Origin of the sequence: Microcoleus asticus IPMA8, from assembly GCF_013179805.1 — a bacterium.
Lineage (GTDB): Bacteria > Cyanobacteriota > Cyanobacteriia > Cyanobacteriales > Microcoleaceae > Microcoleus > Microcoleus asticus.
On sequence record NZ_SRRZ01000012.1, the window covers coordinates 29,447 to 55,509 of the forward strand.

Sequence of the window (26,063 nt, forward strand, 5' to 3'; positions counted from 1 at the left end):
AGGATTGCTATAGCATCTAACTGTAATCTAACTGTACAAAGACTGAATCCACTCCCATTCGCGCCTTAAACCTTCTTCTAAAGCAACCTGCGGCTGATAGCCTAAGATTTTATTGGCTTTAGACACATCCGCGCTAGTGTGCCGCGCGTCTCCCCTAGCAGCTTCGGTAAAATCAATCCGAATTGGTCGATCGACAATTCTCTCTATTGTATCAATAACTTCTCTCAAAACTACCCGACTTCCCCCACCAATATTAAAAACTTCTCCCGCAGCTTCCGGAACCTCAGCCGCCGCTAAATTCGCAGCAACGCAATCGCTGATAAACGTAAAATCCCGCGTTTGCAATCCGTCACCGAAAATTGAAATCGCCTCATCAAACAAAATAGACTTAAAAAACTTGTGAAAAGCCATATCGGGGCGCTGTCTCGGCCCGTAAACAGTAAAATAGCGCAGCGAAGTAGTCGGAACGCCAAAATTTTTGTAATAAAGTCCGCACAAACGTTCACCGGCTAATTTCGTAATTCCGTAGGGAGAAACTGGCTGCGGACAAGCGTTTTCATTCGTGGGAAAAGATTCAGCATTGCCGTAAATTGAAGAAGAAGAAGCATACACAAACTTTTGCAATTTTGGCGCATCTTTTGCTGCTTCTAACAATACTTGAGTGCTGTTAATATTGCGTTCGGTATAGCTGCGAAAACCGTCGCCCCAGCTAGCACGAACTCCTGCTTGCGCCGCCTGATGAAATATTACCTTAACCTCTGATAAAAGACCTCGCCAATTTAGAGACAAAATATCGCCTTCCACCAATTCAAAACCAGGATACTTTTCAAATCGTGCAATATTCTTGCGCTTGAGGGTCGGATCGTAATAATCGTTGAACTCATCAACACCGATCACCGTTTCTCCTCGATTTAAAAGAGTTTCTACTAAGTTAGACCCAATAAATCCAGCCGCACCCGTAACAATTAAAATACTCATTCGATTTTAGATTTTAGATTTTAGATTTTAGATTTTAAATCTTGAAAATTTTACACAAATTACTGCATAAGTTGTCATTCTCTTCTTTCTCTTCATCTGATTGCTCGGCGGTTCCTAAAGCCTCTAATTAGGATAATCCTAGATAACTAGATAACTATCAACCCCCTTGCTTCTCACAAAAGAGGTTGATAGTTAACTCTTATCCTTCAAAAGAATCCAGATCCAGCGCTTGGGAACCTCCCCGTTCTAGCTCGATCAAAAGCTTGCCTAGCTGAGTCCAAACTAGCCAGGCAGTCAGTACCGTCAGTGGCAAAGCTAGCGCATAACAAAGTAGTTTTGGGAAGGCAAAAATCTCCATCCCCGAAGCTAAAAATACACAAATTCCGCCAGCCATTCCCAGAAAAGGTATCAGCAATTGCAGCCCTTGCAGGTCAGCCAAAGTGCGAGTAGAACGATTTTTAGACCACAGTTGTACGGCTTGTTTGAGAGTTGCTTCAAATGCTAGGCCGGAAGCCATACCTGCTAGTAATCCAGCCGACATTAAAAAATAGGGAGGTTCTGGAAAATAATACACGAATAATTCCTTAATTTGGGTAATTGGAAATTGGGAATTAGGAGTGGGGAATTGAGAATTTGGAATTTGGAATTGGCAAAAGTAGAATTATTTTTATTTCTTTTTCCCTCTTCCTTCTTCCCTCTTCCTTCTTCCTTCTAATTAAAATCGAGTTAGCGCCGCTGCTCCTGTTGTGGAAAAATCCGCCAAAGCGCCTAGAGCAACGTTAAACAGGCGACCTGGTTGCAAGTCTTCCTTGACTAAGTTCCACAGGCGGCGAACTTCTTCGGTGTGGAGTCGATCGTCCTCTATCAAAGCCAATATCAATTGGCGTCTCAAAAACGACCCTTCATCTGACAGCAAATATTGCAAGCCTAGTTGGGCGGTGGGGAGCAAGTCGAAACTGCGATCGGATCGGGCGATCGCGATCATGTCCTCTAACCGGTTCCACTGGAATTTGCCATCTTTGAATAATACCTCAATCAGACGCCGCCGCAGTGCCGGAGATTCTCCGTTCAACAAACGCCGCGCTACATAAGGATACGCCACCTCGACTATCTTGAAATCGGGATTCAGCGTCAGGGCCAAACCTTCTTCTGTCACCAGAGAGCGAATAATTAAGGCAAATTTCGCCGGCACTCGGAAAGGATAATCGTACATCAACTCCGAAAACTGGTCTGTAATCGTTTTGAAGTTAAAATCTGACACCTTTTCGCCGACGATATCACCGAGTACAGATTCCAACGCCGGGACGATCGGCATAATATCTGTATCTGGAGTCAAAAAGCCAAGTTTGACAAAATCCTTGGCTAACTCTAAATAATCTTTGTTGATCAAATGAACGACAGAATCAACCAAAGTTTCTTTAGTTGTTTCTTCCATCTGATCCATCATCCCAAAATCAATGTAAGCCATGCGGCCGTCCGCTAAGGCAAACAGATTTCCCGGATGGGGGTCAGCGTGAAAAAATCCGTGTTCCAGCAACTGCCGCAAACCGCTGCGGACTCCGACTTCAATTAAACTATCGGTATCCAAACCTGCGGCTTTAACACGTTCTATATCTGTCAGCTTGATACCCTCAATCCATTCGAGAGTCAGAACGCAATTTGATGTATAACGCCAGTAAATACTCGGAACTTTTACTGTCGGGTCGTCGGCAAAATTTGTAGCAAATTTCTCGGCGTTCCGTCCTTCATTGATATAATCAATTTCCTCGAACAATTTGATACCGAATTCATCGACTATTAAACAAAGGTCGTGACCGAGATTCAGCGGCAACAATGGGCCCAACCATCCAGCCGCCCAGCGCATTAAATAAAGATCGAGGCTCAAGACTGGTAGCAAATTCGGTCGCTGAACCTTGACTGCTACTGCTTCTCCGGTGAGGAGGCGAGCTCGGTAGACTTGACCGAGACTTGCCGCTGCGACAGGTTCGGGGGAGATTTCGCTATAGGTTTCGCTAATTTTGCGATCGAGTTGCGCTTCAATAATCTCGAAAGCGCGCACCGAGTCAAACGGCGGCAATTGATCCTGAAGTTTGATCAATTCTTCGAGAAAGTCTTTGCGGATCAAATCCGGTCTGGTAGAAAGGGCTTGGCCGACTTTTATGAAAGTTGGGCCCAAGCGAGTGAGTATTTGTCGCAGGTGGGCGGCCCGTTCCGGCTGGTGTGCTGCGACTTCGTGCTGCCAACTGTCCCACAGCATCCCCAGCACGAAGCCCGCAAAAGACCAAATAACGGTAATTGCGCGCCAAATTGCTTTCCAAGGACGGTTGCGGTAATAATGAGCGATCGCTTGTGGATCGTAGCGTCTAGCCTGAGTGAATTGATACTGAGGCACTCGTTTATTTTCCTCTTATCTTCTGAAAATTACAGGTTAAATTGAGAATTGGGCATCGGGCATCGGGCATCGGGCATCGGGTATCGGGCATCGGGGATGGGAAGTCGAAAGTTCAAACATTCTTTATTCTTCCTTCTTCCTTCTTCCTCTTCCTTCTTCCTTCTTCCTTCTTCCTTCTTCCTTCTTCATCATTGACCGATCGCATTGCAAGTTTTAGGCGAGCGGAAAATGCACCCGTTCGAGGCGGATTGCTAGCCTAAATTTGTTTCTTTTCATTAAATATAGTACATAAAAGTACAAGTGATCGGTCAAAATACTTAACGGCTCTCCCTGACCCACCCCAAAAACGGATACGCTGCCACGTACTTAAGTCGTGGAAAGATAAAAATTTTAGACCCTAGTTCAAGCTCCCAGATTTATCTGTGGAGTAATTCTAAAATCTAAAATCTAAAATCTAAAATCGACTGACCGCTGCACATTCTCACAGCACTGCAACCCTGCAATTCTTTTCTCCTCCTGCATTTCCCTCGCTTCTGCCATCGCGCCAAAGCTACCGGATGCGATCGCCCTTTGCCAAGCAATCTTTCAGCCCATAAATCGTCCGCTCTTGTTGATCCCTCGACAGTTCGGGAAACATCGGCAAAGACAAGACCTCGCGACAAACTTGCTCGGCCTGTGGCAACTGACCGGGGAGATAGCCCAAAGATTTGTAAACAGGTTGCAGGTGCAAAGGTAACGGATAGTAAACCATCGAACCGATGCCGGATTCCTGCAACTGAGCCCGCATCCAATCTCGAAAATTGCTAGAGGGATTTTGCGCGTCTTCTGGACTTGTCAGCCGGATCGTGTATTGATTCCAAACTCCTTTTGCTTCCGGCAATTCTTTGGGAACGGCAACTCCGGGCACGCGGGAGAGAAATTCGCTGTAAAGTGTCGCTTTCTCCTGCCGCTGAGCGTTCCAACTGTCGAGATACCGCAATTTAATGCTGAGAATCACCGCTTGCAGGGCATCTAAACGGCTGTTGTACCCGATTTCTTCGTAGAAATATCTAGAAGACTGTCCGTGTTCTTTGAGCACTCGCATCGAAGCTGCGAGGGCTGGATCATTTGTCGTCACCGCCCCACCGTCACCGCAAGCGCCTAAGTTCTTGGTCGGATAAAAACTGAAGCAGCCGACATGACCAATGCTGCCGACTTTTCGAGACTGCCACTCGGCCCCGACAGACTGCGCGCAATCTTCAATTACGGCTAAATTGTGCCGAGTCGCAATTTCCATCAGCCGAGTCATGTCTACCGGTTGGCCGAAGATGTGTACTGGCATAATTGCCTTAGTTTTGTCGGTAATTGCGGCTTCGAGGAGCTCGACATCCAGATTAAAAGTCCCGCTGTCAATATCGACAAATACGGGAGTTGCACCGACGGCGCTAATTACCTCAGCCGAAGCAAAAAAGGTAAAAGGAGTGGTAATCACTTCATCGCCGGGGCCAATTTTGAGGGCTCGCAAGGCCAAAATCAGGGCATCGGTGCCGGAGTTGCAGCCAACGCACTCGGAAACTCCCGTGTAGTCGGCGAACTCTCGTTCAAAACTCTTTACGACCGGGCCGCCTACGTAGCCGCCAGAGGCAAGCACTTTTTGCACTGCAGCGCTTATCTCATCGCCAATCTGCGCGTATTGGCGGGTTAAGTCGAGGGGGGGGACATTATTCACTCTTCACACCACAAATTTCAACCATTATCAAAGCAAATTCTTGCAGCAAAACTGTTTCTCAGAAACCTTTATTGCAATATCTTATATTTGGACAGGCAAACAATCACATTATCGAAAGGGTTCTCCGGTGTTAATTCTGCTAGATTTTACAGATTTGGGTTGGGCTTTGGGGATGGTGGCGATCGCGATCGGGCTTTCGGCGTGGCAAGGATTGGGATTGGAGGGGGCGATCGCGATCGCCGCGGGGCGCACCCTGATCCAGCTAATCTTAGTCGGGTACGTACTCGCAGTCGTATTTGACCCCGAGGGGAAAAATCCTTGGCTAGTTTTAGCAGTTTTAGCAATCATGCTGACAACAGCTAGCATGGTGGCCAGCAACCGCATCAGCAAAAAAATCAAGAACTTACTGCCCTTAGTTTGGGGTTCAATTTTTATCAGTACGGCCTTGACTCTCGCCTATACAAACTTGCTAATTTTGCAACCTGACCCTTGGTACGAACCGCAATACCTGATTCCTTTAGCGGGTATGATTTTGGGCAATGCCATGAACTCCGGGGCGATCGCGGGCGAAAGACTTGTGAGTACAGTTAATAGCAGCCAGTTAGAAATAGAAACCCATTTAAGTTTAGGTTCGACGCCGCAGCAAGCAGTAAAGCAGTACCGCAAAGATGCTATCAAAGCTGGATTAATCCCGACATTAAACACAATGACGGTGGTAGGAATCGTAACTTTACCCGGGATGATGACAGGTCAAATGCTGAGCGGTGTCAGTCCTCTCGATGCAGCATCTTACCAGATTTTGATTATGTTTGTGTTAGCGCTGGCAACTGTAATCGCAACTCTGCTGTTGACAGAGGGATTGTCCCGGAAGTTTTTCAATCAAGATGCACAATTGATAAAATGGTAATTGGTTATTGGGAATTTGGCATTGGTTATTGGGAATTTGGCATTAATAATTGGGCATTGATAATTGGTAATATAATGTATGTAGGAACTTGCATTTAGCCTTATTTTATTGAACAGGCTTTCCGGCCTGTTCCACACAGAGTGAGTTATCTTGTGGGGTGAGCAGAATAGCCCGCCCCAGTCATCACTAAGGAGAATAGCCATGATTCAAACTGCAACTAAACCGCTAACTTTTGAAGAATTTGCGGAATGGAAGCCCGAAAATGCACGTTATGAACTGCACAATGGAGAGATTGTTGAAATGTCACAGCCATTAGGAGAGCATGAAGAAGTTATCAGTTTTTTAGGTTCAGAGTTAAACGCTGAGTCCAGAAGGCGAAAACTTCCGTACATTTTCCCCAAACAAGCCTTAGTTAAAAAGATCGAAAACCTCTCTGCTTATTCTCCAGATATTTTGATATTAAACCGCCAAAATTTAGCATCAGAACCTCTGTGGCAAAAGTTCTCAACTGTGACTCAAGGCGAATCAATTCCGCTGGTTATTGAAGTAGTTAGCACTAACTGGCAAGATGACTACATCAGGAAAGTGGGCGAATATGAACTAATCGGGATTCCTGAATATTGGATTGTGGATTATCTCGGGTTGGGTGGCCGCAGGTTGATCGGAAATCCCAAGCAACCGACTATTTCGATTTATCGGTTGATTGATGATGAGTACGAAGTTAGTCAATTTCGGGGAGATGACAACATCGAATCCGCAGCTTTTCCAGAGTTGAATTTGACGGCGCAACAAGTTTTTCAAGCTGGATTGACTGCGGGTGAAATTGCTGGTGATGCGTGAGTGTAAATATTGCGATCGTTCTGACTGACAAATTTTTCGCCCTCACGCACCCTACAACTACAACTACTTCGGTTCGTGACTCGCAATGCGCTTGCCTTCGCCATCGTACACCTGCATCGGGATTTTGGCGTTTTCGGCGATCGCCTCCAAGGCTTTTTGCAATGTTTGAACGTGCTTCTCTACGGCTTGGCGAGTCTTGGTAGCGTTATTGTTTTCAGCTTGGATGAAAGTTTGTTGCAGTTTCTGCACGTAATTAGGAGTCATCTGCACGGCAATCAAACCTTTGCTAACAGTATAGTCGCAAATCTTGGGGTTGCCTTTACAAGTTCTATCTAAATCGGTGCGGGCTTTTTGCAGGTTTCTTTCTTCCTGCAACCTTACTTCTGCTTGCTGCAAGGAAGTTTTGTAGGAAGCGAGCAGCGGTTGGGCTTTCTCGGAAAATGAAGTTGCCGCCGGCACTTGCTCCGCGTAACTCAAAGCTCTCCGCCAGTATTCTGATGCTTTAAACCAGGCGTTTTTGCCCTCAAAAATTCGAGCTTCCGCTGCTAAAGTCACAGCTTGAGTATACGCATTTTCCGAAATTCCTTCGACATTTTTGCGCTCGCGAGCTTCTGAAAGTTTGGTTTCGTATTTGGGAACTAGCAGTTTAGCTTGTTGGTAAGATGTCGTGCTCGTGGGAATTTCTGATAGGATGTCGAGGGATTCTTCCCAACCTGATTGCACTTGAGCCCAAGTCTCGGCTGTCTGAGCTACGGCTTCGCGAGCTTCTGCTATTTGGGCTGTATTTTTGGCGGCGAGCAGCGTTTTTTCGGCTTGTTTCTCTGTGCTTAACTGCCGATTTCCAGTTGCTACATTCTTCCGGTATTCTTTTGACTTTCTCTGAGCAAACGGATAAACTGGGCTGTCTGTGGGGATTTCTCCGAGTTCGGCGATCGCACTTTGCCACAGAGCTTGCGCTTCCTGACCGTTCTCGGCCGAATAAGGCGGATTTTGGGTTTTCTGGGCTGCCGACTGTGCGAAGCGCGCTGCATCGATCGCAGAGTTTAAATTTTGATTTTGCTTCCGGTAGTTTTCCAGGGCGCTTTGAGCTTCACCGCGATGAATTGACCAGGAGGGAATCGGTTCTAAAAGGGCGATCGCCTGTTTTAACTGTCGCTGCGCTTCTTGGGGACTGTTGGCAACTTTTGACGTTTTCAGCGTCTTCGTCGAATTCTCGCTCAACTGCTTGGCATTAGCTAATGCAGTACATTCTCCGATGACGCAGGGGCGGCTCAGCATATAATAACCGCCTGCCAAAATTAGCGCCGCCATGCTGACCATTCCTGCAGCAGCCAGCATCGCAAACGGTGAATGCTTGGTTTTTTGGGCAACTGTTACCGCTTCCATATCCAGCGGATTGAAGGGATTTTCTGCAAAATCTGTCGGTATTGCAGCTACCTTAAAGGCGATCGGATCGGAATTGCTGGAACTCTCAGAAAAATTGGGGAAATATTCTTCATCCCACGCATCTTTCCCATCCGTTCCTAACGGTATCTCTTCCTCTACATCCGCCGTCTGTGCCGCATTTTCTGTTAAAACTATCCCGGTTTCTGCTGCGGGGATATTCTCTGTTTTTTTGAACAACTGCACTGTTTTGGCTCTAGACAAAACAGGCTGGTGCATGGTAAAAGAATGGAAAGCATAAGGCTGTTTTTGCCCGGTAATTTTTAGGCAAAGTCCAATCTGTTGAATAGATTCCGGTTCAATTTCGATAATTGCTGCTTCTAGCACCGCAAAAGTCGGTTTTGCTTTGAGAACTAAACTGCGCGGGTGTTCTCCCACAACCGTTAAAGAGTCATCTCGAAAATCGCAACTAATATAAAGCGGTAAATTTTTAAATCCGGCTGCTTGCAAGTGCTGCTGCAACTTTACTTCTAGAATTTGGGCGTTGGTTTGTCGCGCTGCTACTGTCATATTTTTCCTCTGTCTGAGATCACCATTTTCGATTTTTGATTGGGAATTTTAGATTTTAGATTGCAGAACTGTCGGGATTTTTGATTTGTTTGAACTTTGACACCAATTCATCCCAAATCTTAACTCTTAAAATTCAAGTTGCAACAAAATCTTAACTCTCAAATCTAAACTTGCAAAGTCTCTCCATAACTTTCACTGTAATAAACTTGAGTCACCTCAAAACGCCCGCCGTATTGTTTCAAAGGTTCTGCTGCATAACCAAGCGGCAGCAAACAGCAAACATCTACTTCTTCGGGAATTTGAAAGGCTTCTTTCACCTTAGCGCCGACAAAACCTTCCATCGGACAACTGTCTACCCCAAAGCTTTTAGCTGCAATCATTAAGTGAGCTACTGCGAGCATTGTATGCCTGTTTGTCCAAGTTTCTAGGGACTCGAAGCAGGGACGGTTCTCGAACAATTGCGGGATTGCTTGTCGCATATAACCTGCTAAATTGTCATTCATTGCGCCTGCAGCTTTGCCCAATTCGATGACAGCTTCGGTGTTTTCGGGTTCACCGGCGCGCCGATCGCCACAACAGATTAATACTACTGGGGCTTCTACCACTTGGCGCTGATCGAAAGCGCAAGCTTTTAATTTTTCTTTGCTGGCTGGGTCTTGAAGTACAATAAACCGCCAAGGCTGCAAGTTGTAACCGGAGGGCGATCGCACTCCCAACCGCAAAATCTCTGCCAATATTGCTGGGGGAATCGGATCGGGTTTGAAACTGCGCGCGGCCCGTCGGCTTTCGATCGCCGTTTTAACATTAATTGAAGGTTGGATTTCAATTGTCATGGATTGATTGGTAATTGGTAATTGGTAATTGGGCATTGGCCAAACAGGGCATTGGCCAAACAGGGCATTGGGATTGGGGCATTGGGCATTGGGATTGGTAACTTAAAAAAGTTGAATTGTTTTTCTTCCTTCTTCCTTCTTCCCTCTTCCTTCTTCCTTCTTCCTTCGTCATCCCAAGCCCAACTCGCGCTTGAGCAAATTAATGGACTTAGAGCCGATGTAATTTTCGGAGCATATCAGTTGCGGGGGACGAATAATATCTTCTCTAGCGGCATTGATGGCAGCTTTTACTGTAGCAAAACTCGGTTGGTCGCAAAAAATTGTTCTGGCCGATCGCACGATCGAGTTAATCTTGTACTCGTCTGACACCAAAGCCGTCATCACCAGTAAATCCTCTCCCCGGATGCTGTGGATGATGACTTCGGTCGATCGCAGCATTCCCGGACTCAGGCTGACGAGCCCTAAATAACTGTCTTTAGGCAAACCCCCCACTAACTGGATTTCCTGGCTGTAGTCGTAGATGTCTACGGGAATAACTCGCACCGAACGCGGTGCCGAAATCGATTCTGCTTCTCCGATAAAATATCGACTCGTGATCACAGTTCCCGAAGAGATTTGATCCAAAAAAGTACCTAGCTGTTCCATCGGCACTAACTGTATGGGAATGCGGAGAGCTTGTTCGAGTTCTTTCGCCATCAGCTCGCCCACGCCGATGTCTTCTGTGGGGGCTGTGACGACCACTCGGGCGCTGCACCTGAGCCGCCAGTCAATTTCGGCCAAAAATAATTCCCTCGCTTGGTTGAGCGTACAGCCCTGTTCCAGCAGTTGATCGATACTTCCTTGCACTATTTTGTTGGCAAGGGGATATTCTTCGAGGATCGGAGATTTGAGTTTGTTGCCTACAACTTCGTTGCCTTGAGCGCGGACGTAAATGCCCGATCCTGCTTGGGCTTCTACGAGTCCGGTATTTTCGAGCTGGCGGTATACTTTGCTGATGGTGTTGCGGTGCAAACCCGTCTGCATGGCTAGCTGTCTGGTGCTGGGCAAGCGGTGTCCGGGCGGAAATTGTCGCGAGGCGATCGCAAACCTGATTTGATTGAATAGTTGGGTGGATGCTGGAATATCGCTATCGGTTTGAATATGAAATTGAACCATTATTAAAGGCTCCGACGACTTCAACTTAGTATTTTTATAACGTCGAGTACCGCGCCTAGGATTGCTCGGATATCTCTGTCTATAGCATAATCTTATTTGGTGGATCTGCAGCAGCCGTTCTGCCACAGGAAGATCGCGCCGAAGAGGCGATTAATCGCAGCCTCCGGAGTTTCTCTCAACGATCGGGTACTTTCAACTCTGAGTTTTATTTACTCTCAAATTTTGAGATCGCTTGCTGTTTTTCGGCCCGTCAGCCAATAAGTCCGCATTTCCCCTTGACCTTTAATCTCGATCTCGCCGCGATCTTCAAATTCATATTTATCCTGCAGCAACTCATAAGTATAGTGGCTGACTTGAATGCGACCTGTTATGCCGTGAGATTCCATGCGGCTGGCTGTATTCACGGCATTTCCCCACAAATCGTAAATGAATTTTTTAGTGCCGATTACGCCCGCTACCACCGGGCCGCTATTAATCCCGATGCGGAGGTCAAATTTCGCGTCTAGCTTCACATTTAATTCCTTAATTGCCGCTAGCATATCCAGCGCCATTTCGGCGATCGCTTCTGCGTGGTCTGGGCGTTCAATGGGAATACCGCCTGCTACCATGTAAGCGTCCCCGATCGTCTTGATTTTTTCTAAGCCGTGCTTCTCGCTGAGTTGGTCAAAAGCTGAGAAAATTTCATTCAGTAAGTACACTAATTTAGTTGCGGACATGGTGGTAGAAATTTGGGTAAAATTCACCAAGTCAGCAAAAAGAATTGTTGCTTTTTCAAACTTATCTGCAATCAACCCCGGTTGGTACTTCAACCTGTCGGCGATCGGTTCTGGCAAAATATTTAGCAGTAAACTTTCAGTTTTTTTCTGTTCTTTCCTGAGTGCTGATTCCATCCGCTTGCGCTTGGTTATGTCGTGAAAAAACACTGAAATGCCGTCATGAGAAGGAAAAGCCCGGACTTCCACCCATACTTTTAAGGGACGATAATATTGTTCAAAAGCCACTCCAACTTGTTTTGCTACAGCTCCATGATACTCTTCATAAACATCCGAATTCACTAATTCTGGAAACTCTTCCCAAAAATTTTTACCATAAAGTTCTTCCGGCGATCGCTGTAGAAATTGCGCTGCTTTGTAATTGACGTAAGTAAATCGCCACTGGAGGTCGAAAGCAAAAAAAGCATCGCTCATCCCTTCCAAAAAATTGACAATTTGCTCGTCAGTTGAACGGAGTTTTGCTTCAACTTGTTTCTGCCGAACCTGTGCGCGCTTTAATTTAGTCAGATTAATTCGCAACTCCATTTGGGTAATAACTTGCCGCCCTAAAGTCCGCAGCGCTTCTAGCTGTTCTGGAGTGAGTTTGCGAGGAACTGTATCTATCGCGCACAAAGTGCCGATCGGGAAACCGTCAGCAGTTACTAGCGGGGTTCCAGCATAAAATCGAATATTGGGTTCGGAAGTTACTAGCGGATTGCCGGCAAAGCGATCGTCTTCTAGAGCATTCGGTACAACTAGCAATTCGTTGGGATTTAAAATAGCGTGGGCGCAAAAAGCTAACTCTCTCGGAGTTTCTGGCGCTTCCAGACCGACTTTTGATTTAAACCACTGTCGGTTAGAATCTATTAAGCTGACTAAAGCAATAGGAGTGCCGCAAATATAAGAGGCTAAAGCTGTTAGGTCATCAAAAGCTGCTTCGGCATCTGTATCGAGAATGTGGTAGCGGTAAAGTGCTTCTAGCCTCTCTTCTTCGTTGCTGGGCAAAGGTGCAGCTTGCATCGGCGGTGGCGAGGATACACGTTTCTGAAAAATGCGCGCAAGTCTCTGTGCTGCGAATTTTTGGACTTGCGCGGCAAGTTTTTCAACGAGCACCAAAAGACCTATTTGCCAAGCTTTATTCATCTTTATTTATCTTTTTTCATACCCGATCGAACTGAGGGCGATCGATCTAATTCAATCGATACTTATGCACTTACCGCAACTAACTCCTCAATCTCCAGAGCTTTTGTCGGCAATTTCCCTGTCAATACTTCTCTACCCTCTTCGCTGACAAGTATATCATCTTCTATGCGTATTCCCCGCACATCTGCAAATTTTTCCAACTCCTCCCACTTAACAAAATCTTTATATTTGACACGATTTTCAGAGTCATTCAAAATTGCCGGAACTTGATAAAATCCCGGTTCGATCGATACCAGCATTCCCGGACGCAAAACTCGATTCAGCCGCAAAAATCCCAACCCAAACCGACTGCTTCTAGTTCTTCCTTCTTCATAGCCAGCCAAATCTCCTAAATCTTCCATATCGTGAACATCCAAACCGATTAAATGTCCGATACCGTGGACAAAAAACAGCGCGTGAGCGTCCATTTCTACCAAATCTTCAACATTCCCCCGCAAAATGCCCAAATCAACCAATCCTTCCGCCATAATTCGAGCAGCTAACAGGTGAATGTCTTGATATTCCATGCCCGGACTAATTTTATCGATACAAGCATCGTGCGCTGCCAAAACTACATCATAAATCGCTCTTTGAGTCGGAGAAAACTTGCCAGAAACTGGCCAAGTGCGAGTCACATCAGCCGCCCATCCCGTTGATGTTTCCGCACCGACATCTGCTAACAGCAAATCTCCTGTTTGTAGGGGATTGTGATAATGTTCGCTGTGCAGGACTTCCCCATGCACAGTCACGATACTGGGATAAGCATAGGTCATATTTTTGGAGATGATGACACTTTCCATTGCAGCGCGCACCCCTGCTTCAATTTGAGCATTTCGAGTGACCGCCATTCCCGCTTTGTGAGCTTCTACGGTGACAGCCGCAGCTTGACGCAATTCGGCCAAACTGGCTGTATCGTGGCTCAGGCGCAGAGATACGATCGCCTGAGTTAATTCTAGGTCGATTCCGGTTGGGGATTTGGGCGGTGCCAGAGGGCGATCGAGAATTTGAGACTGTTGCAACTGAGTCAAAGAATCCTGAACGGCGATAGTTGCTGCATTTGTCGAACGCGCTTTCAATTCGGCCATTGGGAAAGCAGCATCAGCCCCAATTAGTTCGGCAATTTCTGCTCTTTTAGGCATCTCTCCGTGCCAAAGAGTGCTGCTAGCAGGTGCGTCATCTAAGAACAGTTCTAATTTGCCAGATTCTAAGCGAATGGCAGCATTTTCTAAGGGCAAACCAGCAAAATATAGGAAGTGACTGCTGGCGCGAAAGGGATAAGTAAGTGCCGGATAATTGCGAGGAATGCTGCAACCAGACCAGAGAATTGTAGGAAAATCAATTAAACTGGCTAGTTTTTGCCGCCGTTCGTGTAAACTATTTGCTAAAAACTTATCACTTTTTGTAATTCTCATGGGTAAAAACCAATTATTTTGAGTTTGGTTTGCAGTAAGCCGGGAGTTTTTTTGTTTTCTGCCTTAAAGCACTAAAGTCCTGACTGCCAAGTTTGCCGTCATTTTTGGAAAAAGTTTCGTCTTTATCTTCTTCCTTGCTATCATCTGTTTGGCGGTTTTTTCGATCGTATTTGTCGTGTTCGTCTGCATGATTTTGTTCATCAGTAATAACACTGTCAGACTGCTAGGACAAAAAAGCTGGAAGTGCGACTCCGCCGACAATTAGCATCGTCGGTGGCAATACCCGCAATCAGCCAAATTTGTTTGTCGGGTGTTTGTTGATTTTGTGACATGAGCGATCGCATCTATTGACTATTTTATATTTTAGACTTTAAAGTATAAGTAAAATGTACATAAAAAAACATGAAAACTGTTCACAAAGCTCCTCAAACTTCCTTGCAACTACGCGACTGGCCGATCGCACACTTACCGGGATTGAGCAAGGAAAACCAGTCTCAACTGGAAGAGTGCAGCATCACCACAACCGAACAACTAATTCGCATGACGAAAACGCAGGCTGCGAAAGTGTTGCTAGCGCATCAATTACAGATTAACATTCAATATGTTAATAAATGGGTAGCGATGGCAAATTTGGCTCGAATTCCGAGTGTAGGGTGTCAGTATTGCGGGCTGTTACTTCACGCCGGAGTTGCTTCTCCGGCTCAATTGGCTCAAATGCCCGTGGAGAGATTGCACCAACAAATTTTAAGGCTGCACGTAGCGACAATGCAGCGCAATGACTTAACTCCTTCAGTCGATCGCGTGCAAAAATGGGTTCAACAAGCTAGATTAGTCAGCAGTCAGTAGTCAGTTATTAGTTGTCAGTTGTCAGTTGGTATTAGCCAACAGTCAACAGTCAACAATCAACAGTCAACAATCATTATTATGTCAATTCAAGTTTACGGAATCCCGAACTGCGGAACCTGCAAAAAAGCTTTCCAGTGGCTCCAAGATAGCGCTGTTACTTACGAGTTCATTAACACAAAAGAACAGCCGCCGACTCGCGAAACAATTCAAAGCTGGGTAGCTGCTTTGGGTTTTAAACCTATGCGAAATACTTCCGGTCAATCTTATCGCGCTTTGGGCGATGACAAAAATAATTGGACTAGCGAACAGTGGGTAGAGGCTTTTGCAAAGGATGCGATGCTGCTGAAACGTCCTCTTTTCGTTAAAGATGGAACTGCTGTTTTAGTAGGTTTCAAAGAAGACGCCATTAGAGAAAAATTGGGGTTTTCAACAAGCTGAGTTTAGCCTATTGTTCGCCGCAAAAACTTAAGTTCGCCCACATCATCTGAGAAACCCCAACGCTGGTAAAACGGCATCATGTTCGGCAAACAATTAAGATAAAAATGCTCGACAGCTTGCAGTTCAGGATGACTTAAAACAGCATCCATCAACTTCGCACCCAGTCCCATCTTTCTGTGTGTCGGCTTGATAATGAGATCAAAAATCATGGCTCTGTATACGAAATCGGTAATGACGCGGCTAATGCCAATTAGTCGATCGCTATCATCGACAAAACCAATGATAACATCAGTCGCAGCCAGCATTTTCACAACATCCTGCCGCGTCCGCTTGTCGCTCCAAAACTCGTTTTTGTATAAATCCATCAAGTCGGAAACCTGGCTTTCGGTCAAAATTTCGACAATTCGGTACTTATCGATTTTATCGGTCATACTCTACTTTACCGTAATCTAGTTTAATTGCGCGATCGGCTAAATCAAAATAGCGGTCATCGTGACTAATCACAAACACCGTTTTCCCCCGCCGCTTCAACTCCGGTAGCAACTGCTTGTAAAAAATATCCCGGAAAAAAGGATCTTGATCCGAAGCCCATTCATCAAACAAATAAATCGGTCTATCCTCCAAATACGCCGTCAGCAAAGCCAGCCGCTTTCGCTGTCCCTGAGACAAAGCCGTAGTTGACAAAACTCCGTCTTTCACCTCAACTTTATTTTCCAAATGAAACTCTCGCAAATATTCAGCAGCCTGCTTGTCCAAATCGTGATTAGTCATCCCCAAAAGCCTTTCAAACAGATAGAAATCCGAATAAATCGCAGAAAAATGCTGCCTGTACCACTCTCGATTTTCCTCAGTAATCGGCTGGCCATCTAGTATAATTTTTCCAGATTCAGGAATATACAAACCAGTGATTAACTTAGCTAAAGTAGACTTACCGCTGCCATTCCCGCCAATTATAAACACCAATTGACCGGGATGAAACTTCAAATTAAGCTCGCCCAAACTAAAATTGCTGTCTTCTTTTTCTCCCGGATAGCTGTGAATTACTCGATTTAACTCCAGCGTCTCCCACTGAGCCGTGTCAGGCAGTTTAACCGTTGAAGTTATCTCAGCTTGACTCGCCAAAGCCAATCCCATTCTCTCTATCTTTTCCACAGAAGTATTAGCACGAAAAAGCGCCGGCAACCTTTGCAAAATATTGTTAAACGGAGACATCAAATAGGTACTTGTCAGAATGTAAGCTGACAAAACCGGAGTAGAAACCGGCACAAATTTGGGTAAGACAAATAACAACAAACCCATCAGCATAAAAAACAGCAACTGCCCAACTCCCATCGCAACTGCACCAGTATTCAAAGCAGTCACGTTATAATTGCGGGAAGCATCAGCACTCCCCTGCAATTCTTCCGTAAAAAACTCTTGGCGCCGCAAGGAATGCAGTTTTAGTTCCTTAATTCCATCAGTAATACTGCGAAAATGCTTAAACAATATATCTTGTTCTTCTCTAGCTAAATCGAAGAATTTCCGCATTTTATTGAGCAACAACTGCACCGTGCAAATCGTCAGCACCATAAAACAAAATACAACAACAAAAACTGTACCCGAAATCGTGCTTAAATAAGTTAAGCAGCCGATAACAACGGCGATATCAACACAGAGAAAAGGAATCAAAAATATAGTATTAGAAAGCGTTCCCACATCATCTGTGAGAGTTGCCAGCAAGCGGTTAGCGCCCAACTCTTCCAAATTCCGCAAAGGAGTAGACAAAATGCCACGGCTCAAACTCAGCCGCAGATTGTAAACAGCTTCTTGAGAAAGGTAGATTAACAAAAATTGCGAGATGACTCCGGCGACGAGAGCCAAAACTGCTAATCCGGCAAAATACCAGACTAAATTCTGATTTGAATTGTCGCTAATGGCGCGGTTGATTAGAGCAATTAACATAGCGCTGCAACCGCCGCTGATTAAGCCTGTGAGTATGGCGATAGAAACATTTAACCAAGAAGCTTTTAACAGTAACCAAATTACATTCATAGAAGTTTATTTAGGTTGATTTTTGACGGTAGTCAGAGCTCGATCGCACCCTTACCTATTTTGCCAAATTTTTCCCGATTTAGGGGCAACCACGGGGGGATTGCCCATACAAAAAACTATATATGGACACTCTGCGTCCATGACTGTCTATTTGACCAATTTTTTCCAAAAATGTCCTCATCTTCTCTAAACATAGCGCGACAGATTAGGAACGAAAACTTTAAATCTTAATCCCGGTAGCGTAAGTAAAATAGCTTTCTGTCACCTTAACTTCGGCTTTAAACCCGATTTTAGTTAATTTTTCTAAAAGCGAATCCGACTGGTAATAAACTTTATAAACTTGAAATTCTCGACCGTCATTTAACTTGCGATTTTGGGAAATACAGGTTTCATCCTTCAGAATATGATTTGTGGCTGAAGATGTTTCTTCAAATAAAGAGTCAACGATAAATACTTGTCCCCCAAAGCGAACCGATCGGTAAACTTTTCCCAAAAATTCATCCACTAAAGTTGGGGGTACGTGAGAAAGCCAAAAAGCAAAGAAAACTAGATCGTACTCGCGATCGGGTTCCCATGAAAATAAATCGATCTGTCGGTAAGTAACTTGAGAAGCATTTAGCTTTTGGCGGTTAATTTCGATAACTTCTGGCGCGGCATCAAAAGCATCGAGTTCCTCGCCCACCTGCAAAAGTTCAGCAGTCCAAATACCCGTACCGCAAGCCAACTCTAAAACACTTGCAAATTTGCCAAGTTTATGGAAAGCACTTTTAACAACGGCAACCTGATTAAACCAACGCTGGTTAATTTCCGCTCCGCGATCGTAACGACCTATTCTGTAAAACCATTCATCATATTCGCTAGCTCTGGCACGGTAGTAATCAACTTGTTCTTGGAGGTTTTCTCCAATTGTCATGTTCCTTTCCTCATAGCTATATTTTGGTTTGCCAGTCATAAAGTTAAGCTTCGCATCCCCCACTAGGATGAATTTCATTCCTGTACTTCCGTTTCCTGGGTTTCAAATACAACCAGCTCATAAATATCGAGCATGGACATTTGCACTTCCATTGAAGCGAAGGAAACTATTGCTGATTCTCCCTCATATTCCCGAAACAACCATTCATTTGATTCTGTTTTAATATATTGTGCGACTAAAAACTCAGATTGATAGACTAACACATATTCACGGAATTCAGGGATCGATCTATAAAACCGAAACTTATCCTCCCGATCGAAATTATTGGTAGGCTTAGAAAGCACTTCCACAATCAGCACAGGATTGAGTATTTCATCTTTCCGTCCCTCTGTGCAAACTAATTCTCCTCCAACTACCATCACATCTGGATAAGTCCCGCGTCGATACCGAGGAATCCACAACCGCAAATCGCTCATAAATGGTCTGGCATTCTTTCCCCGCAAAGCAGATTTTAAGAACGCATAAATATTACCGATTATCTGGCTGTGATTAATACTACCACCACTCATTTGTACAATTTCTCCATCGCGGTATTCATTTCTAAACTCAGCACTTTCCTCTAACTCCCGGTACTCATCTGGAGTATAAAACTTTTCTTTAGTTTGTACTAACATGGTTGCCTCTGCACTAAATTTTATCTGCGTTAATCTGCCTAAATCTGCGGTTAAAAATCATACTTGACAGTATATCACAACAAAAAAGAAACGCCCAACTTCACAAAGTTAGGCGCTTTTCAATATTGCAAAACCAGGTAAACTTAATCCCGGTGAGACAACAAATTAGATTCAACTTTCGCAGCAGAAATCGGTATAACGTGACTCAATGCTGACTGCAACAGGGGAGTTTTGATAACAGAATCGTTTGCTAAATTAAACAAAGGATTAGACAAAATGCCTGCCAAACTTGTCGCAACTAATGTGAGTACAACGCTGACCTGCAAAGGCCGCATTCCCTGAAGGTTCCAGCGAACTTCGGGATAATTTTTTACCGCATCTGACATCTCTTGAGGTTCCTTCACTACCATCATCTTGACAACGCGGATGTAGTAGTAAATCGAAACCACGGTGGTAATTAATCCCAGGATAACTAAGCCGTAAAGTCCAGCTTGCCAGCCGGCCCAGAACAGATAAATTTTGCCGAAAAATCCAGCCAGGGGCGGAATTCCGCCGAGAGAAAGCAGGCAAATACTCAACGTTAAAGTTAGCAGCGGGTCTTTTTGATACAAACCCGAGTATTCGCTAATTTGGTCGGTTCCAGTCCGCAGGGAGAACAGAATGATGCAGGCGAAAGCGCCCAAGTTCATGAACAGGTAAACCAACAGATAAAATATCATGCTGGAGTAACCGGCTTCTGTTCCTGCAACCAAACCAATCATTACAAAACCGGCTTGCCCGATCGACGAATAAGCCAAAAGCCGCTTCATGCTAGTCTGGGCGAGGGCAACCACATTGCCCAACACCATGCTGAGAATGGCTAAGGCCGTGAATACGAAGTGCCACTGTGCGGTAAGTGCGGGGAAAGCAGTTGTTAACAAGCGGATTGCTAGGGCAAAACCGGCGGCTTTGGAACCGACAGAAAGGAAGGCAACAACGGGTGTAGGAGAACCTTCGTAAACGTCAGGAGTCCATTGGTGGAAGGGAACCGCAGAGATTTTGAAGGCGATTCCGGCGATCGCAAAAACCAAAGCAATCACCAAACCGAGAGATTGACCTTCATTCACAGTAGAAAGGTTAGCTGCGATCGCACTCAGCTTAGTTTCGCCGCCAGACAACCCGTACAACAGCGAAATACCGTAGAGAAACACCGCCGAAGAAGATGCACCAATTAACAGATATTTCAAAGCAGCTTCATTGGAACGCGGGTCGCGTTTTGTGTAACCAGTCAGCAAATAAGACGAGATACTCAGAGTTTCCAACGAAATAAAAATCATCACCAATTCATCAGCGCCGCTGAGGAACATTCCCCCCAAAGTAGCGCTGAGCAAAATGCCGATAAATTCCGCTAAAGCAGTACCCGTTTGCAGTACATAGCGGACGGATATCAAAATAGTGACAGCCGCAGTCAAAGCGATAATTCCGCGAAACAGTAAACTCAAGGCATCGCTGTTAAAACCGCCCAGAAACGAGATGGTATCCGTGTTATCCCACTGCAAACATAAAGCAGCGACGGCGGCCAGCAAACCCGCAACGGCAACGTAGGGAGTCCAACCCGAGGAACTGCGGCCTACGATTAAATCGCCGACGAGAACAACCAAGAGGGTGATGATGACAATTCCCTCCGGTAAGATAGTTCCAGCATTTAGCTGGGCGGCAAGAGTAGCAAAATCCATATTTTCACGCAGGTTGGGTAGTACAAGCCGCAAAGGCTGTAATGGGCAGCGAACTCGTAAAAATTCTTTACCAAACACAGATTGTAGCGGATTAGAGCTTCGCGAGCCGAGTTGAGCGGGTGTTTGTTGCGGGGGAGTGGATACTCGGTAGCGGTTTTGCATACATTTGCGGGCATTGTAGAGATTGCTGACCGAAAGCATCCAGGATACAAGCCCCCGGATTCATCCGTCCAGAAATAAAAAACCTGTATCCGATAAAGGAGCCCCCGAATTTATCCGTGGGGTCAATCCTTCAATTCTTTAATCTAAAATCTAAAATCTAAAATCTAAAATCGATTGACTGATGTCACCGGCGGCTATCGTCGCGATCGACCATAACTGCCACAATGTAGAAAGTTAAACCAGTAATTCGGCATGACTGACTCGCTAAGTGCCTACAAACAGCAGATTCTCAATGACTTCAACAACCGTCGCGACTACGAGAATGAATTTCACAAACAGGCTGCAACTCGGTTAGTAAAATTGATAAAAGTGCGATCGAGCCAGCAAGTTCTAGATATCGCCACCGGAACAGGTTTAGCGGCGATTGCGCAGGATGCACTTAGGTCGATCGGGCTTAAGAAAATATGAGTCGCCTTTTCTACACCAGGAATGCTCTATATAGTATGTCTAAACCACTCAATTACATCTGTATTTTTATTATTACTTGCTGGCTGCTGTTTGCTTGTCATTTTCGGGAGCCTCTAAAAGTAAAACGTCCTCCCCTAAAAGTATCTTGTGTTCCTTTTGTTGGCTATACACCTCTCATCATTGCTCAAGAGAAAGGATTCTTCAAAGCGCAAGGAATAGACGTGGAACTGAGCTATGTAGACTACTCACAATTGCAAGACGCGGATTTCAGTGCAGGGAAGTATGATGGGATCGGATTGACCTTGGGAGATTTTATGATCTTGAGTGCCACAAATCCTGATATCCAAGCTGTGATGGTTGTGGATGAATCGACAGGTGCAGATGTGGTAGTCGCGCAATCGGAGATTAAAACAATCCCTAACTTGAAAGGAAAAAAACTTGGTACACATCTAGGCAGTTTTAGCGAAGTCTTCGTTACTGAGATGTTGAAAACCTCTAAGCTGACGAGCGATGATGTTAGGCTGGTTAAAGTCGAGGCTTTAGAAGTTCCCGAGCGCTTACAAAACAATACTATCCAAGCAGGACACACTTGGGAACCGCATCTTTCTGAAGCATTAAAATTAGGGGCGCATATCCTGTTTACCAGCAAACAAACCCCTGGCTTAATTTTAGATTTGCTCGCGTTTCGGGGTGAGACCATACGCGATCGCCCCGAAGATATTCGCGCCTTTGTGCGAGGCTGGCTTCAAGGCTTGTCATATTGGGAAGCAAATATTCCCGAAGGAAACGAGATCGTGAGCAAAGCGTTGAATATTCCCAGCAAGACAGTCTCTTTCGAGGGAATAGACCTCACTGACTTTGCAGAAAATCAAAAGTTCTTTCAATCAGACAGTCCTAATTATATCTACAAAACCGCCAAGAAATATGCGGACTTTTTTATTCGCGCTGGCAATGTGACGCGCCTTCCCAATCTAGAAACCTTGTTCAATTCTTCTTTCTTAACCCCCCCTCCTAGTCTGAAACCATGAAGCGCTTCTTTTTCAACAGCATCTTTATTATTATTACCTGCTGGCTGCTGTTTTCTTGTCATTCTCCGGAATCTCTAAAAGTAAAACGTCCTCCCCTGAAAGTAAGTTTTATCTCTTTTGTTGGCCATATGCCTGGCATCATTGCTCAAGAGAAAGGATTCTTCAAAGCGCAAGGGATAGACGTGGAACTGAGCTATGTAGACTACTTACAATTGCAACAAGCAGATTTCAGTGCAGGGAAGTATGATGGGATTGGATTAACCTTGGGAGATTTCATGATCTTGAGTGCCACAAATCCTGATATCCAAGCTGTGATGGTTGTGGATGAATCGACAGGTGCAGATGTGGTAGTCGCGCAATCGGAGATTAAAACAATTCTTAACTTGAAAGGAAAAAAGCTTGGTGCAAATCTAGGCGGCTTTAGCGAAGTCTTCGTTACTGAGATGTTGAAAATCTCTAAGCTGACGAGCGATGATGTTAGCCTGGTTAAAGTTGATGGTTTACAAGTTCCCCAGCGCTTACAAAACAATGCTATCCAAGCAGGGCACACTTGGGAACCGCATATTTCTGAATCATTAAAATTAGGAGCAAAAATTTTGTTTACAAGCAAACAAACCCCAGGCTTAATTTTGGATTTGCTCGCGTTTCGGGGTGAGGCCATACGCGATCGCCCCGAAGATGTTCGCGCCTTTGTGCGAGGCTGGCTTCAAGGCTTGTCATATTGGGAAGCCAATATTCCCGAAGGAAACGAGATCGTGAGCAAAGCGTTGAATATTCCCAGCAAGACAATCTCTTTCGAGGGAATAGACCTCACTAACTTTGCAGAAAATCAAAAGTTCTTTCAATCAGACAGTCCTAATTATATCTACAAAACCGCCAAGAAATATGCGGACTTTTTTATTCGCGCTGGCAATGTGACGCGCCTTCCCAATCTAGAAACCTTGTTCAATTCTTCTTTCTTAACCCCCCTTCCTAGTCTGAAACCATGAAGCGCTCCTTTTTCAACAGCATTCGTACAAAGTTAATCGTGTCGTTTCTCGTCGTTGCTCTGATTCCATTGCTGCTGTTAGCATTTATAGACAAACATACAACTGAAAATGCCTTGACCGACAACGCACGACAAGCCCTATCTGCTGAGGCTAACGAAACCGCTAACAGAATAGATGGGTTTATCGATGCGAATCTCAATGCCGTGCGCGTAGAAGCGATTTTACCAGGTTTGGCTGCCTATCTGGGCCTACCTCCAGAACGGCGAAATGGTAGTCCCCAAGAGATGTTAGCGACTGAAACCTTAACCAGGCTCAGTCGCAAAGATATGCTTAATATTATCTCCTATGCCTTGCTCAACTTAAAGGGACGGAATGTACTCGATACGAATACACCGGATGTTGGACGAGATGAATCCGGTCAAGATTACTTCCAAGAACCGCTCAAAATTCAACGACCTTTTGTTTCTAGTATTAGGCAATCGCCGACAATTCCCAACCTAGTTACGCTTTTTTTTAGCAGTCCTGTTCGCGATGCGAAGGGAAATACATTGGGTGTATTGCGGGTGACATACAATGCCACATCTGTCCAGCAGTTGGTGACTAGGGAAACTGAACACGCACGTGCGAAATCGTTAGCAGTTCTTTTAGATGAGCACTATATTCATCTGGCACATAGCACTAAACCCGAACTCCTTTTCAAATCGATTGTGCCTTTGTCACCCAATGTTGTAGCTAAACTGCAACGCGAAGGGCGTTTGCCTAAGAATCTAACGAAAGAACTTGCAATCAATTTGCCCGACCTCAAGCAAGCATTAGAAACTAAACAGCCTTATCTAACCACACGATTGGCAGCTACGGGTAATAATGAGTTGAGCCTTTTAGCGATCGCCCACCTGAAACATCAACGTTGGTCAGTCGTTTTCGCACAGCCGATTGCCGTTGCCCTAGCACCTGTAGAAAAACAAATACGCGATGCACTTGTTTTATTAGCAATCATCGCCGGAATTGTAACTATCATCGCTTTTGCGATCGCACAACTATTAACAAAGCCTCTGATTGACCTCACCCAAGCGGTTGCCCAGTTTACGGCGGGTTACTTAGACATCCGTGTGAAGATGCGATCGCAAGACGAAATCGGTCTGCTGGCACGATCCTTCAACAGCATGGCGAGGCAACTCCAAGAATCCTTTGAAACCCTGGAAGACAAAGTTAAAGAACGAACAGCAGAACTCGCTAATGCTAATGAGGAAATCATTGCCCTCAACGACAAACTCAAAGTAGACAACCTCCGCTTAGGTGCAGAATTGAATGTGGCGCGTCAGATCCAGCAAATGATTTTGCCCAACCCTGAGGAACTGGAAATTGACGGACTAGATATCGCCGGATACATGGAACCCGCCGATGAAGTAGGAGGTGACTACTACGACGTGCTACAGATCGATGGTATTGTCACACTGGCTATCGGTGATGTCACCGGACACGGCCTGGAAAGCGGCATTCTGATGCTGATGGCGCAAACCTCAGTTCGCACTCTGCAAGAGATTCGTGAACTCGACCCCGTTCGATTCCTGGATGTACTCAACCGTACCCTCTACAAAAACGTGCAGCGCATGAATTCTGAAAAAAGTCTGACGCTGGCGATTTTGAGCTACTCCGAAGGACTGATCAGCATCAGCGGCCAGCATGAAGAAACGCTAGTGGTGCGAAAAAATGGAGAGGTTGAGCGCATCGACACGATGGATTTAGGCTTGCCGATCGCTTTAGATGATGATATCGCACGCTTCATCAGTCACATCCTGATTGAGCTAGAACCTGGAGATGGCGTGGTGCTATATACGGATGGCATTCCAGAAGCCTATAACATCGGTAAAAAGCAGTATGGACTTAAGCAACTCTGTGAAGTGATCGGTCAAAATTGGCACAAGTCTGCTGCAGAAGTTAAGGATGCGGTGATTGTAGATGTACGGCAACATATCGGTAAGCAGAAAGTGTTTGATGATATTACGTTGCTAGTCTTTAAGCGGCAGGCGGACGTTACTGAAAAGGGAAATTTAGTTAATAATATCAGTTCTCCAAAACTATGCTACAATCAAGCTGAAAGTTTGAGGAATACTTTATGAAAGTAAACTACCAAGAAAGAATTGATTTAACAGCAGACGAGTTAAAAAAAATTCTGTCGCAGGAGCGAACTCTAGCTAATCGACAAAAAATTCAGGCACTTTATTGGTTAAAAGCTGGAGCGAGTCAAAGCCTTACAGATGTAGCTGAACGTTTAGGTGTACATAGAATTACTGTACATAGATGGTTAAAACAATATATGGCGGGCGGTCTGTCAGAACTGTTAAAAATACGCCAACCAACTGGTAGACCCAGAGTAATTCCCTCAGCGGTAATAGCCGGACTTTCACAAAAATTAAGTGAAGAATCCTGTGATTTTAAGACTTATAAAGAAATCGGTCAATGGGTAGAAGATAACTATCACGTATCAGTTAAATATCAAACATTACACAAGCAATTACACTATCGCATGAAAGCCAAATTAAAGCTATCGAAGCCTGTGAATAACGAAAAAGCTCAGGATGCCGACATCGAGCTGAAAATAAAAAAAGCTCAAGAAAATTCCTCAAAGTAGCTTGATGGTTAGAGTCGACTACCGCAAATCCCGCAAAAAAATAAACTCAAATGTT

At 45.0% G+C, this 26,063-nt stretch carries 24 protein-coding genes; 9 read left to right on the forward strand and 15 right to left on the reverse strand.

The features are described 5' to 3' along the window. Positions 1 to 27: 27 nt before the first annotated feature. The 4 genes from E5S67_RS04830 to E5S67_RS04845 all read right to left on the reverse strand — a co-directional run bounded on the left by E5S67_RS04830 (position 28) and on the right by E5S67_RS04845 (position 5,078). A complete protein-coding gene (locus E5S67_RS04830) occupies positions 28 to 978 on the reverse strand; it encodes an NAD-dependent epimerase/dehydratase family protein (protein WP_172185934.1) in 951 nt (316 codons plus the stop codon). Between the two features lie 199 nt (positions 979 to 1,177). Further along, a complete protein-coding gene (locus E5S67_RS04835; protein WP_172185935.1) occupies positions 1,178 to 1,552 on the reverse strand; it encodes a hypothetical protein in 375 nt (124 codons plus the stop codon). Positions 1,553 to 1,693: 141 nt separating this feature from the next. Further along, positions 1,694 to 3,370, reverse strand: a complete 1,677-nt coding sequence (locus E5S67_RS04840) for an AarF/UbiB family protein (protein ID WP_172185936.1) — start codon at positions 3,368 to 3,370, stop codon at positions 1,694 to 1,696. A 550-nt stretch (positions 3,371 to 3,920) separates the two neighbouring features. Next, positions 3,921 to 5,078 carry an aminotransferase class I/II-fold pyridoxal phosphate-dependent enzyme gene (locus E5S67_RS04845; RefSeq protein ID WP_172185937.1) on the reverse strand — a complete coding sequence of 386 codons (1,158 nt, stop codon included), beginning with the start codon at positions 5,076 to 5,078 and terminating at the stop codon, positions 3,921 to 3,923. 127 nt (positions 5,079 to 5,205) lie between these two features. Here E5S67_RS04845 and E5S67_RS04850 point away from each other — a divergent pair, with 127 nt between their 5' ends. Beyond that, on the forward strand, positions 5,206 to 5,985 hold the full coding sequence (locus E5S67_RS04850) for an ABC transporter permease (protein ID WP_172185938.1): 780 nt from the start codon (positions 5,206 to 5,208) through the stop codon (positions 5,983 to 5,985). Between the two features lie 201 nt (positions 5,986 to 6,186). Beyond that, positions 6,187 to 6,825, forward strand: coding sequence for a Uma2 family endonuclease (locus E5S67_RS04855; protein ID WP_172185939.1), 639 nt, complete (start codon positions 6,187 to 6,189; stop codon positions 6,823 to 6,825). Positions 6,826 to 6,888: 63 nt separating this feature from the next. Here the strand turns inward: E5S67_RS04855 and E5S67_RS04860 are convergent, their stop codons facing one another. The 6 genes from E5S67_RS04860 to E5S67_RS04880 all read right to left on the reverse strand — a co-directional run bounded on the left by E5S67_RS04860 (position 6,889) and on the right by E5S67_RS04880 (position 14,112). Then, positions 6,889 to 8,778, reverse strand: coding sequence for a hypothetical protein (locus E5S67_RS04860; RefSeq protein WP_172185940.1), 1,890 nt, complete (start codon positions 8,776 to 8,778; stop codon positions 6,889 to 6,891). A gap of 164 nt (positions 8,779 to 8,942) precedes the next feature. Continuing rightward, on the reverse strand, positions 8,943 to 9,611 hold the full coding sequence (locus E5S67_RS04865) for a nitroreductase family protein (RefSeq protein WP_172185974.1): 669 nt from the start codon (positions 9,609 to 9,611) through the stop codon (positions 8,943 to 8,945). Further along, positions 9,601 to 9,783 carry a hypothetical protein gene (locus tag E5S67_RS32245; protein WP_216670194.1) on the reverse strand — a complete coding sequence of 61 codons (183 nt, stop codon included), beginning with the start codon at positions 9,781 to 9,783 and terminating at the stop codon, positions 9,601 to 9,603. Before E5S67_RS32245 ends, E5S67_RS04865 begins: the two co-directional genes overlap by 11 nt. Further along, a complete protein-coding gene (locus tag E5S67_RS04870) occupies positions 9,780 to 10,766 on the reverse strand; it encodes a GntR family transcriptional regulator (protein WP_172185941.1) in 987 nt (328 codons plus the stop codon). Before E5S67_RS04870 ends, E5S67_RS32245 begins: the two co-directional genes overlap by 4 nt. A 215-nt stretch (positions 10,767 to 10,981) precedes the next feature. Then, positions 10,982 to 12,538: an adenylate/guanylate cyclase domain-containing protein gene (locus tag E5S67_RS04875; protein ID WP_422614714.1), complete on the reverse strand. Its 1,557-nt coding sequence runs from the start codon at positions 12,536 to 12,538 to the stop codon at positions 10,982 to 10,984. Positions 12,539 to 12,723: 185 nt separating this feature from the next. Continuing rightward, positions 12,724 to 14,112: an aminopeptidase P family protein gene (locus E5S67_RS04880; protein WP_172185943.1), complete on the reverse strand. Its 1,389-nt coding sequence runs from the start codon at positions 14,110 to 14,112 to the stop codon at positions 12,724 to 12,726. A 402-nt stretch (positions 14,113 to 14,514) separates the two neighbouring features. Here E5S67_RS04880 and E5S67_RS04885 point away from each other — a divergent pair, with 402 nt between their 5' ends. Together E5S67_RS04885 and E5S67_RS04890 are read left to right on the forward strand one after the other, a co-directional pair. Then, on the forward strand, positions 14,515 to 14,958 hold the full coding sequence (locus E5S67_RS04885) for a DUF4332 domain-containing protein (RefSeq protein ID WP_172185944.1): 444 nt from the start codon (positions 14,515 to 14,517) through the stop codon (positions 14,956 to 14,958). A gap of 78 nt (positions 14,959 to 15,036) precedes the next feature. After that, positions 15,037 to 15,396 carry a Spx/MgsR family RNA polymerase-binding regulatory protein gene (locus E5S67_RS04890; protein WP_172185945.1) on the forward strand — a complete coding sequence of 120 codons (360 nt, stop codon included), beginning with the start codon at positions 15,037 to 15,039 and terminating at the stop codon, positions 15,394 to 15,396. A 2-nt stretch (positions 15,397 to 15,398) separates the two neighbouring features. On the opposite strand, the gene E5S67_RS04895 is transcribed toward E5S67_RS04890, so the two are convergent. The 5 genes from E5S67_RS04895 to E5S67_RS04915 form a co-directional block, all read right to left on the reverse strand. Further along, a complete protein-coding gene (locus E5S67_RS04895; RefSeq protein WP_172185946.1) occupies positions 15,399 to 15,827 on the reverse strand; it encodes a GNAT family N-acetyltransferase in 429 nt (142 codons plus the stop codon). Further along, positions 15,817 to 17,427 carry a cyclic peptide export ABC transporter gene (locus E5S67_RS04900; protein WP_172185947.1) on the reverse strand — a complete coding sequence of 537 codons (1,611 nt, stop codon included), beginning with the start codon at positions 17,425 to 17,427 and terminating at the stop codon, positions 15,817 to 15,819. The genes E5S67_RS04895 and E5S67_RS04900 overlap by 11 nt, the downstream gene beginning before the upstream one ends. A 220-nt stretch (positions 17,428 to 17,647) precedes the next feature. Beyond that, the gene (locus E5S67_RS04905) at positions 17,648 to 18,418 is read right to left on the reverse strand and encodes a class I SAM-dependent methyltransferase (RefSeq protein WP_216670196.1); all 771 of its coding nucleotides are present in this window, start codon (positions 18,416 to 18,418) and stop codon (positions 17,648 to 17,650) included. Continuing rightward, positions 18,415 to 19,014 (reverse strand): Uma2 family endonuclease, encoded by a 600-nt coding sequence (locus E5S67_RS04910; protein ID WP_172185948.1) that lies wholly within the window; start codon positions 19,012 to 19,014, stop codon positions 18,415 to 18,417. The genes E5S67_RS04905 and E5S67_RS04910 overlap by 4 nt, the downstream gene beginning before the upstream one ends. Positions 19,015 to 19,157: 143 nt before the next feature. Continuing rightward, a complete protein-coding gene (locus E5S67_RS04915) occupies positions 19,158 to 20,729 on the reverse strand; it encodes an NAD(P)H-quinone oxidoreductase subunit N (protein WP_172185976.1) in 1,572 nt (523 codons plus the stop codon). Positions 20,730 to 21,143: 414 nt separating this feature from the next. Here E5S67_RS04915 and E5S67_RS04920 point away from each other — a divergent pair, with 414 nt between their 5' ends. From E5S67_RS04920 to E5S67_RS04940, 5 genes are read left to right on the forward strand one after another with little or no spacing between them, the layout of a single operon-like run. Further along, positions 21,144 to 21,359, forward strand: coding sequence for a class I SAM-dependent methyltransferase (locus tag E5S67_RS04920; protein WP_172185949.1), 216 nt, complete (start codon positions 21,144 to 21,146; stop codon positions 21,357 to 21,359). 35 nt (positions 21,360 to 21,394) lie between these two features. Beyond that, positions 21,395 to 22,387, forward strand: coding sequence for an ABC transporter substrate-binding protein (locus tag E5S67_RS04925; RefSeq protein WP_172185950.1), 993 nt, complete (start codon positions 21,395 to 21,397; stop codon positions 22,385 to 22,387). Next, positions 22,384 to 23,376: an ABC transporter substrate-binding protein gene (locus tag E5S67_RS04930; RefSeq protein WP_172185951.1), complete on the forward strand. Its 993-nt coding sequence runs from the start codon at positions 22,384 to 22,386 to the stop codon at positions 23,374 to 23,376. The genes E5S67_RS04925 and E5S67_RS04930 overlap by 4 nt, the downstream gene beginning before the upstream one ends. Further along, positions 23,373 to 25,496: a SpoIIE family protein phosphatase gene (locus E5S67_RS04935; protein WP_172185952.1), complete on the forward strand. Its 2,124-nt coding sequence runs from the start codon at positions 23,373 to 23,375 to the stop codon at positions 25,494 to 25,496. The genes E5S67_RS04930 and E5S67_RS04935 overlap by 4 nt, the downstream gene beginning before the upstream one ends. Next, entirely contained in the window at positions 25,493 to 26,008 is a 516-nt protein-coding gene (locus tag E5S67_RS04940) for a helix-turn-helix domain-containing protein (RefSeq protein WP_172185953.1), read from the forward strand. The genes E5S67_RS04935 and E5S67_RS04940 overlap by 4 nt, the downstream gene beginning before the upstream one ends. Positions 26,009 to 26,063: the final 55 nt, after the last annotated feature.

What these genes read in the sequence shown, in the direction of transcription:
- E5S67_RS04905 (WP_216670196.1), bottom strand. Translation starts at nt 18,418, where the DNA reads ATGAAATTCATCCTAGTGGGGGATGCGAAGCTTAACTTTATGACTGGC.
- E5S67_RS04880 (WP_172185943.1), bottom strand. Translation starts at nt 14,112, where the DNA reads ATGAGAATTACAAAAAGTGATAAGTTTTTAGCAAATAGTTTACACGAA.
- E5S67_RS04920 (WP_172185949.1), top strand. Translation starts at nt 21,144, where the DNA reads ATGACTGACTCGCTAAGTGCCTACAAACAGCAGATTCTCAATGACTTC.
- E5S67_RS04895 (WP_172185946.1), bottom strand. Translation starts at nt 15,827, where the DNA reads ATGACCGATAAAATCGATAAGTACCGAATTGTCGAAATTTTGACCGAA.
- E5S67_RS04935 (WP_172185952.1), top strand. Translation starts at nt 23,373, where the DNA reads ATGAAGCGCTCCTTTTTCAACAGCATTCGTACAAAGTTAATCGTGTCG.
- E5S67_RS04865 (WP_172185974.1), bottom strand. Translation starts at nt 9,611, where the DNA reads ATGACAATTGAAATCCAACCTTCAATTAATGTTAAAACGGCGATCGAA.
- E5S67_RS04910 (WP_172185948.1), bottom strand. Translation starts at nt 19,014, where the DNA reads ATGTTAGTACAAACTAAAGAAAAGTTTTATACTCCAGATGAGTACCGG.
- E5S67_RS04855 (WP_172185939.1), top strand. Translation starts at nt 6,187, where the DNA reads ATGATTCAAACTGCAACTAAACCGCTAACTTTTGAAGAATTTGCGGAA.
- E5S67_RS04860 (WP_172185940.1), bottom strand. Translation starts at nt 8,778, where the DNA reads ATGACAGTAGCAGCGCGACAAACCAACGCCCAAATTCTAGAAGTAAAG.
- E5S67_RS32245 (WP_216670194.1), bottom strand. Translation starts at nt 9,783, where the DNA reads ATGACGAAGGAAGAAGGAAGAAGGAAGAGGGAAGAAGGAAGAAGGAAG.
- E5S67_RS04830 (WP_172185934.1), bottom strand. Translation starts at nt 978, where the DNA reads ATGAGTATTTTAATTGTTACGGGTGCGGCTGGATTTATTGGGTCTAAC.
- E5S67_RS04940 (WP_172185953.1), top strand. Translation starts at nt 25,493, where the DNA reads ATGAAAGTAAACTACCAAGAAAGAATTGATTTAACAGCAGACGAGTTA.
- E5S67_RS04900 (WP_172185947.1), bottom strand. Translation starts at nt 17,427, where the DNA reads ATGAATGTAATTTGGTTACTGTTAAAAGCTTCTTGGTTAAATGTTTCT.
- E5S67_RS04930 (WP_172185951.1), top strand. Translation starts at nt 22,384, where the DNA reads ATGAAGCGCTTCTTTTTCAACAGCATCTTTATTATTATTACCTGCTGG.
- E5S67_RS04875 (WP_422614714.1), bottom strand. Translation starts at nt 12,538, where the DNA reads ATGCAAGCTGCACCTTTGCCCAGCAACGAAGAAGAGAGGCTAGAAGCA.
- E5S67_RS04915 (WP_172185976.1), bottom strand. Translation starts at nt 20,729, where the DNA reads ATGGATTTTGCTACTCTTGCCGCCCAGCTAAATGCTGGAACTATCTTA.
- E5S67_RS04890 (WP_172185945.1), top strand. Translation starts at nt 15,037, where the DNA reads ATGTCAATTCAAGTTTACGGAATCCCGAACTGCGGAACCTGCAAAAAA.
- E5S67_RS04885 (WP_172185944.1), top strand. Translation starts at nt 14,515, where the DNA reads ATGAAAACTGTTCACAAAGCTCCTCAAACTTCCTTGCAACTACGCGAC.
- E5S67_RS04870 (WP_172185941.1), bottom strand. Translation starts at nt 10,766, where the DNA reads ATGGTTCAATTTCATATTCAAACCGATAGCGATATTCCAGCATCCACC.
- E5S67_RS04925 (WP_172185950.1), top strand. Translation starts at nt 21,395, where the DNA reads ATGTCTAAACCACTCAATTACATCTGTATTTTTATTATTACTTGCTGG.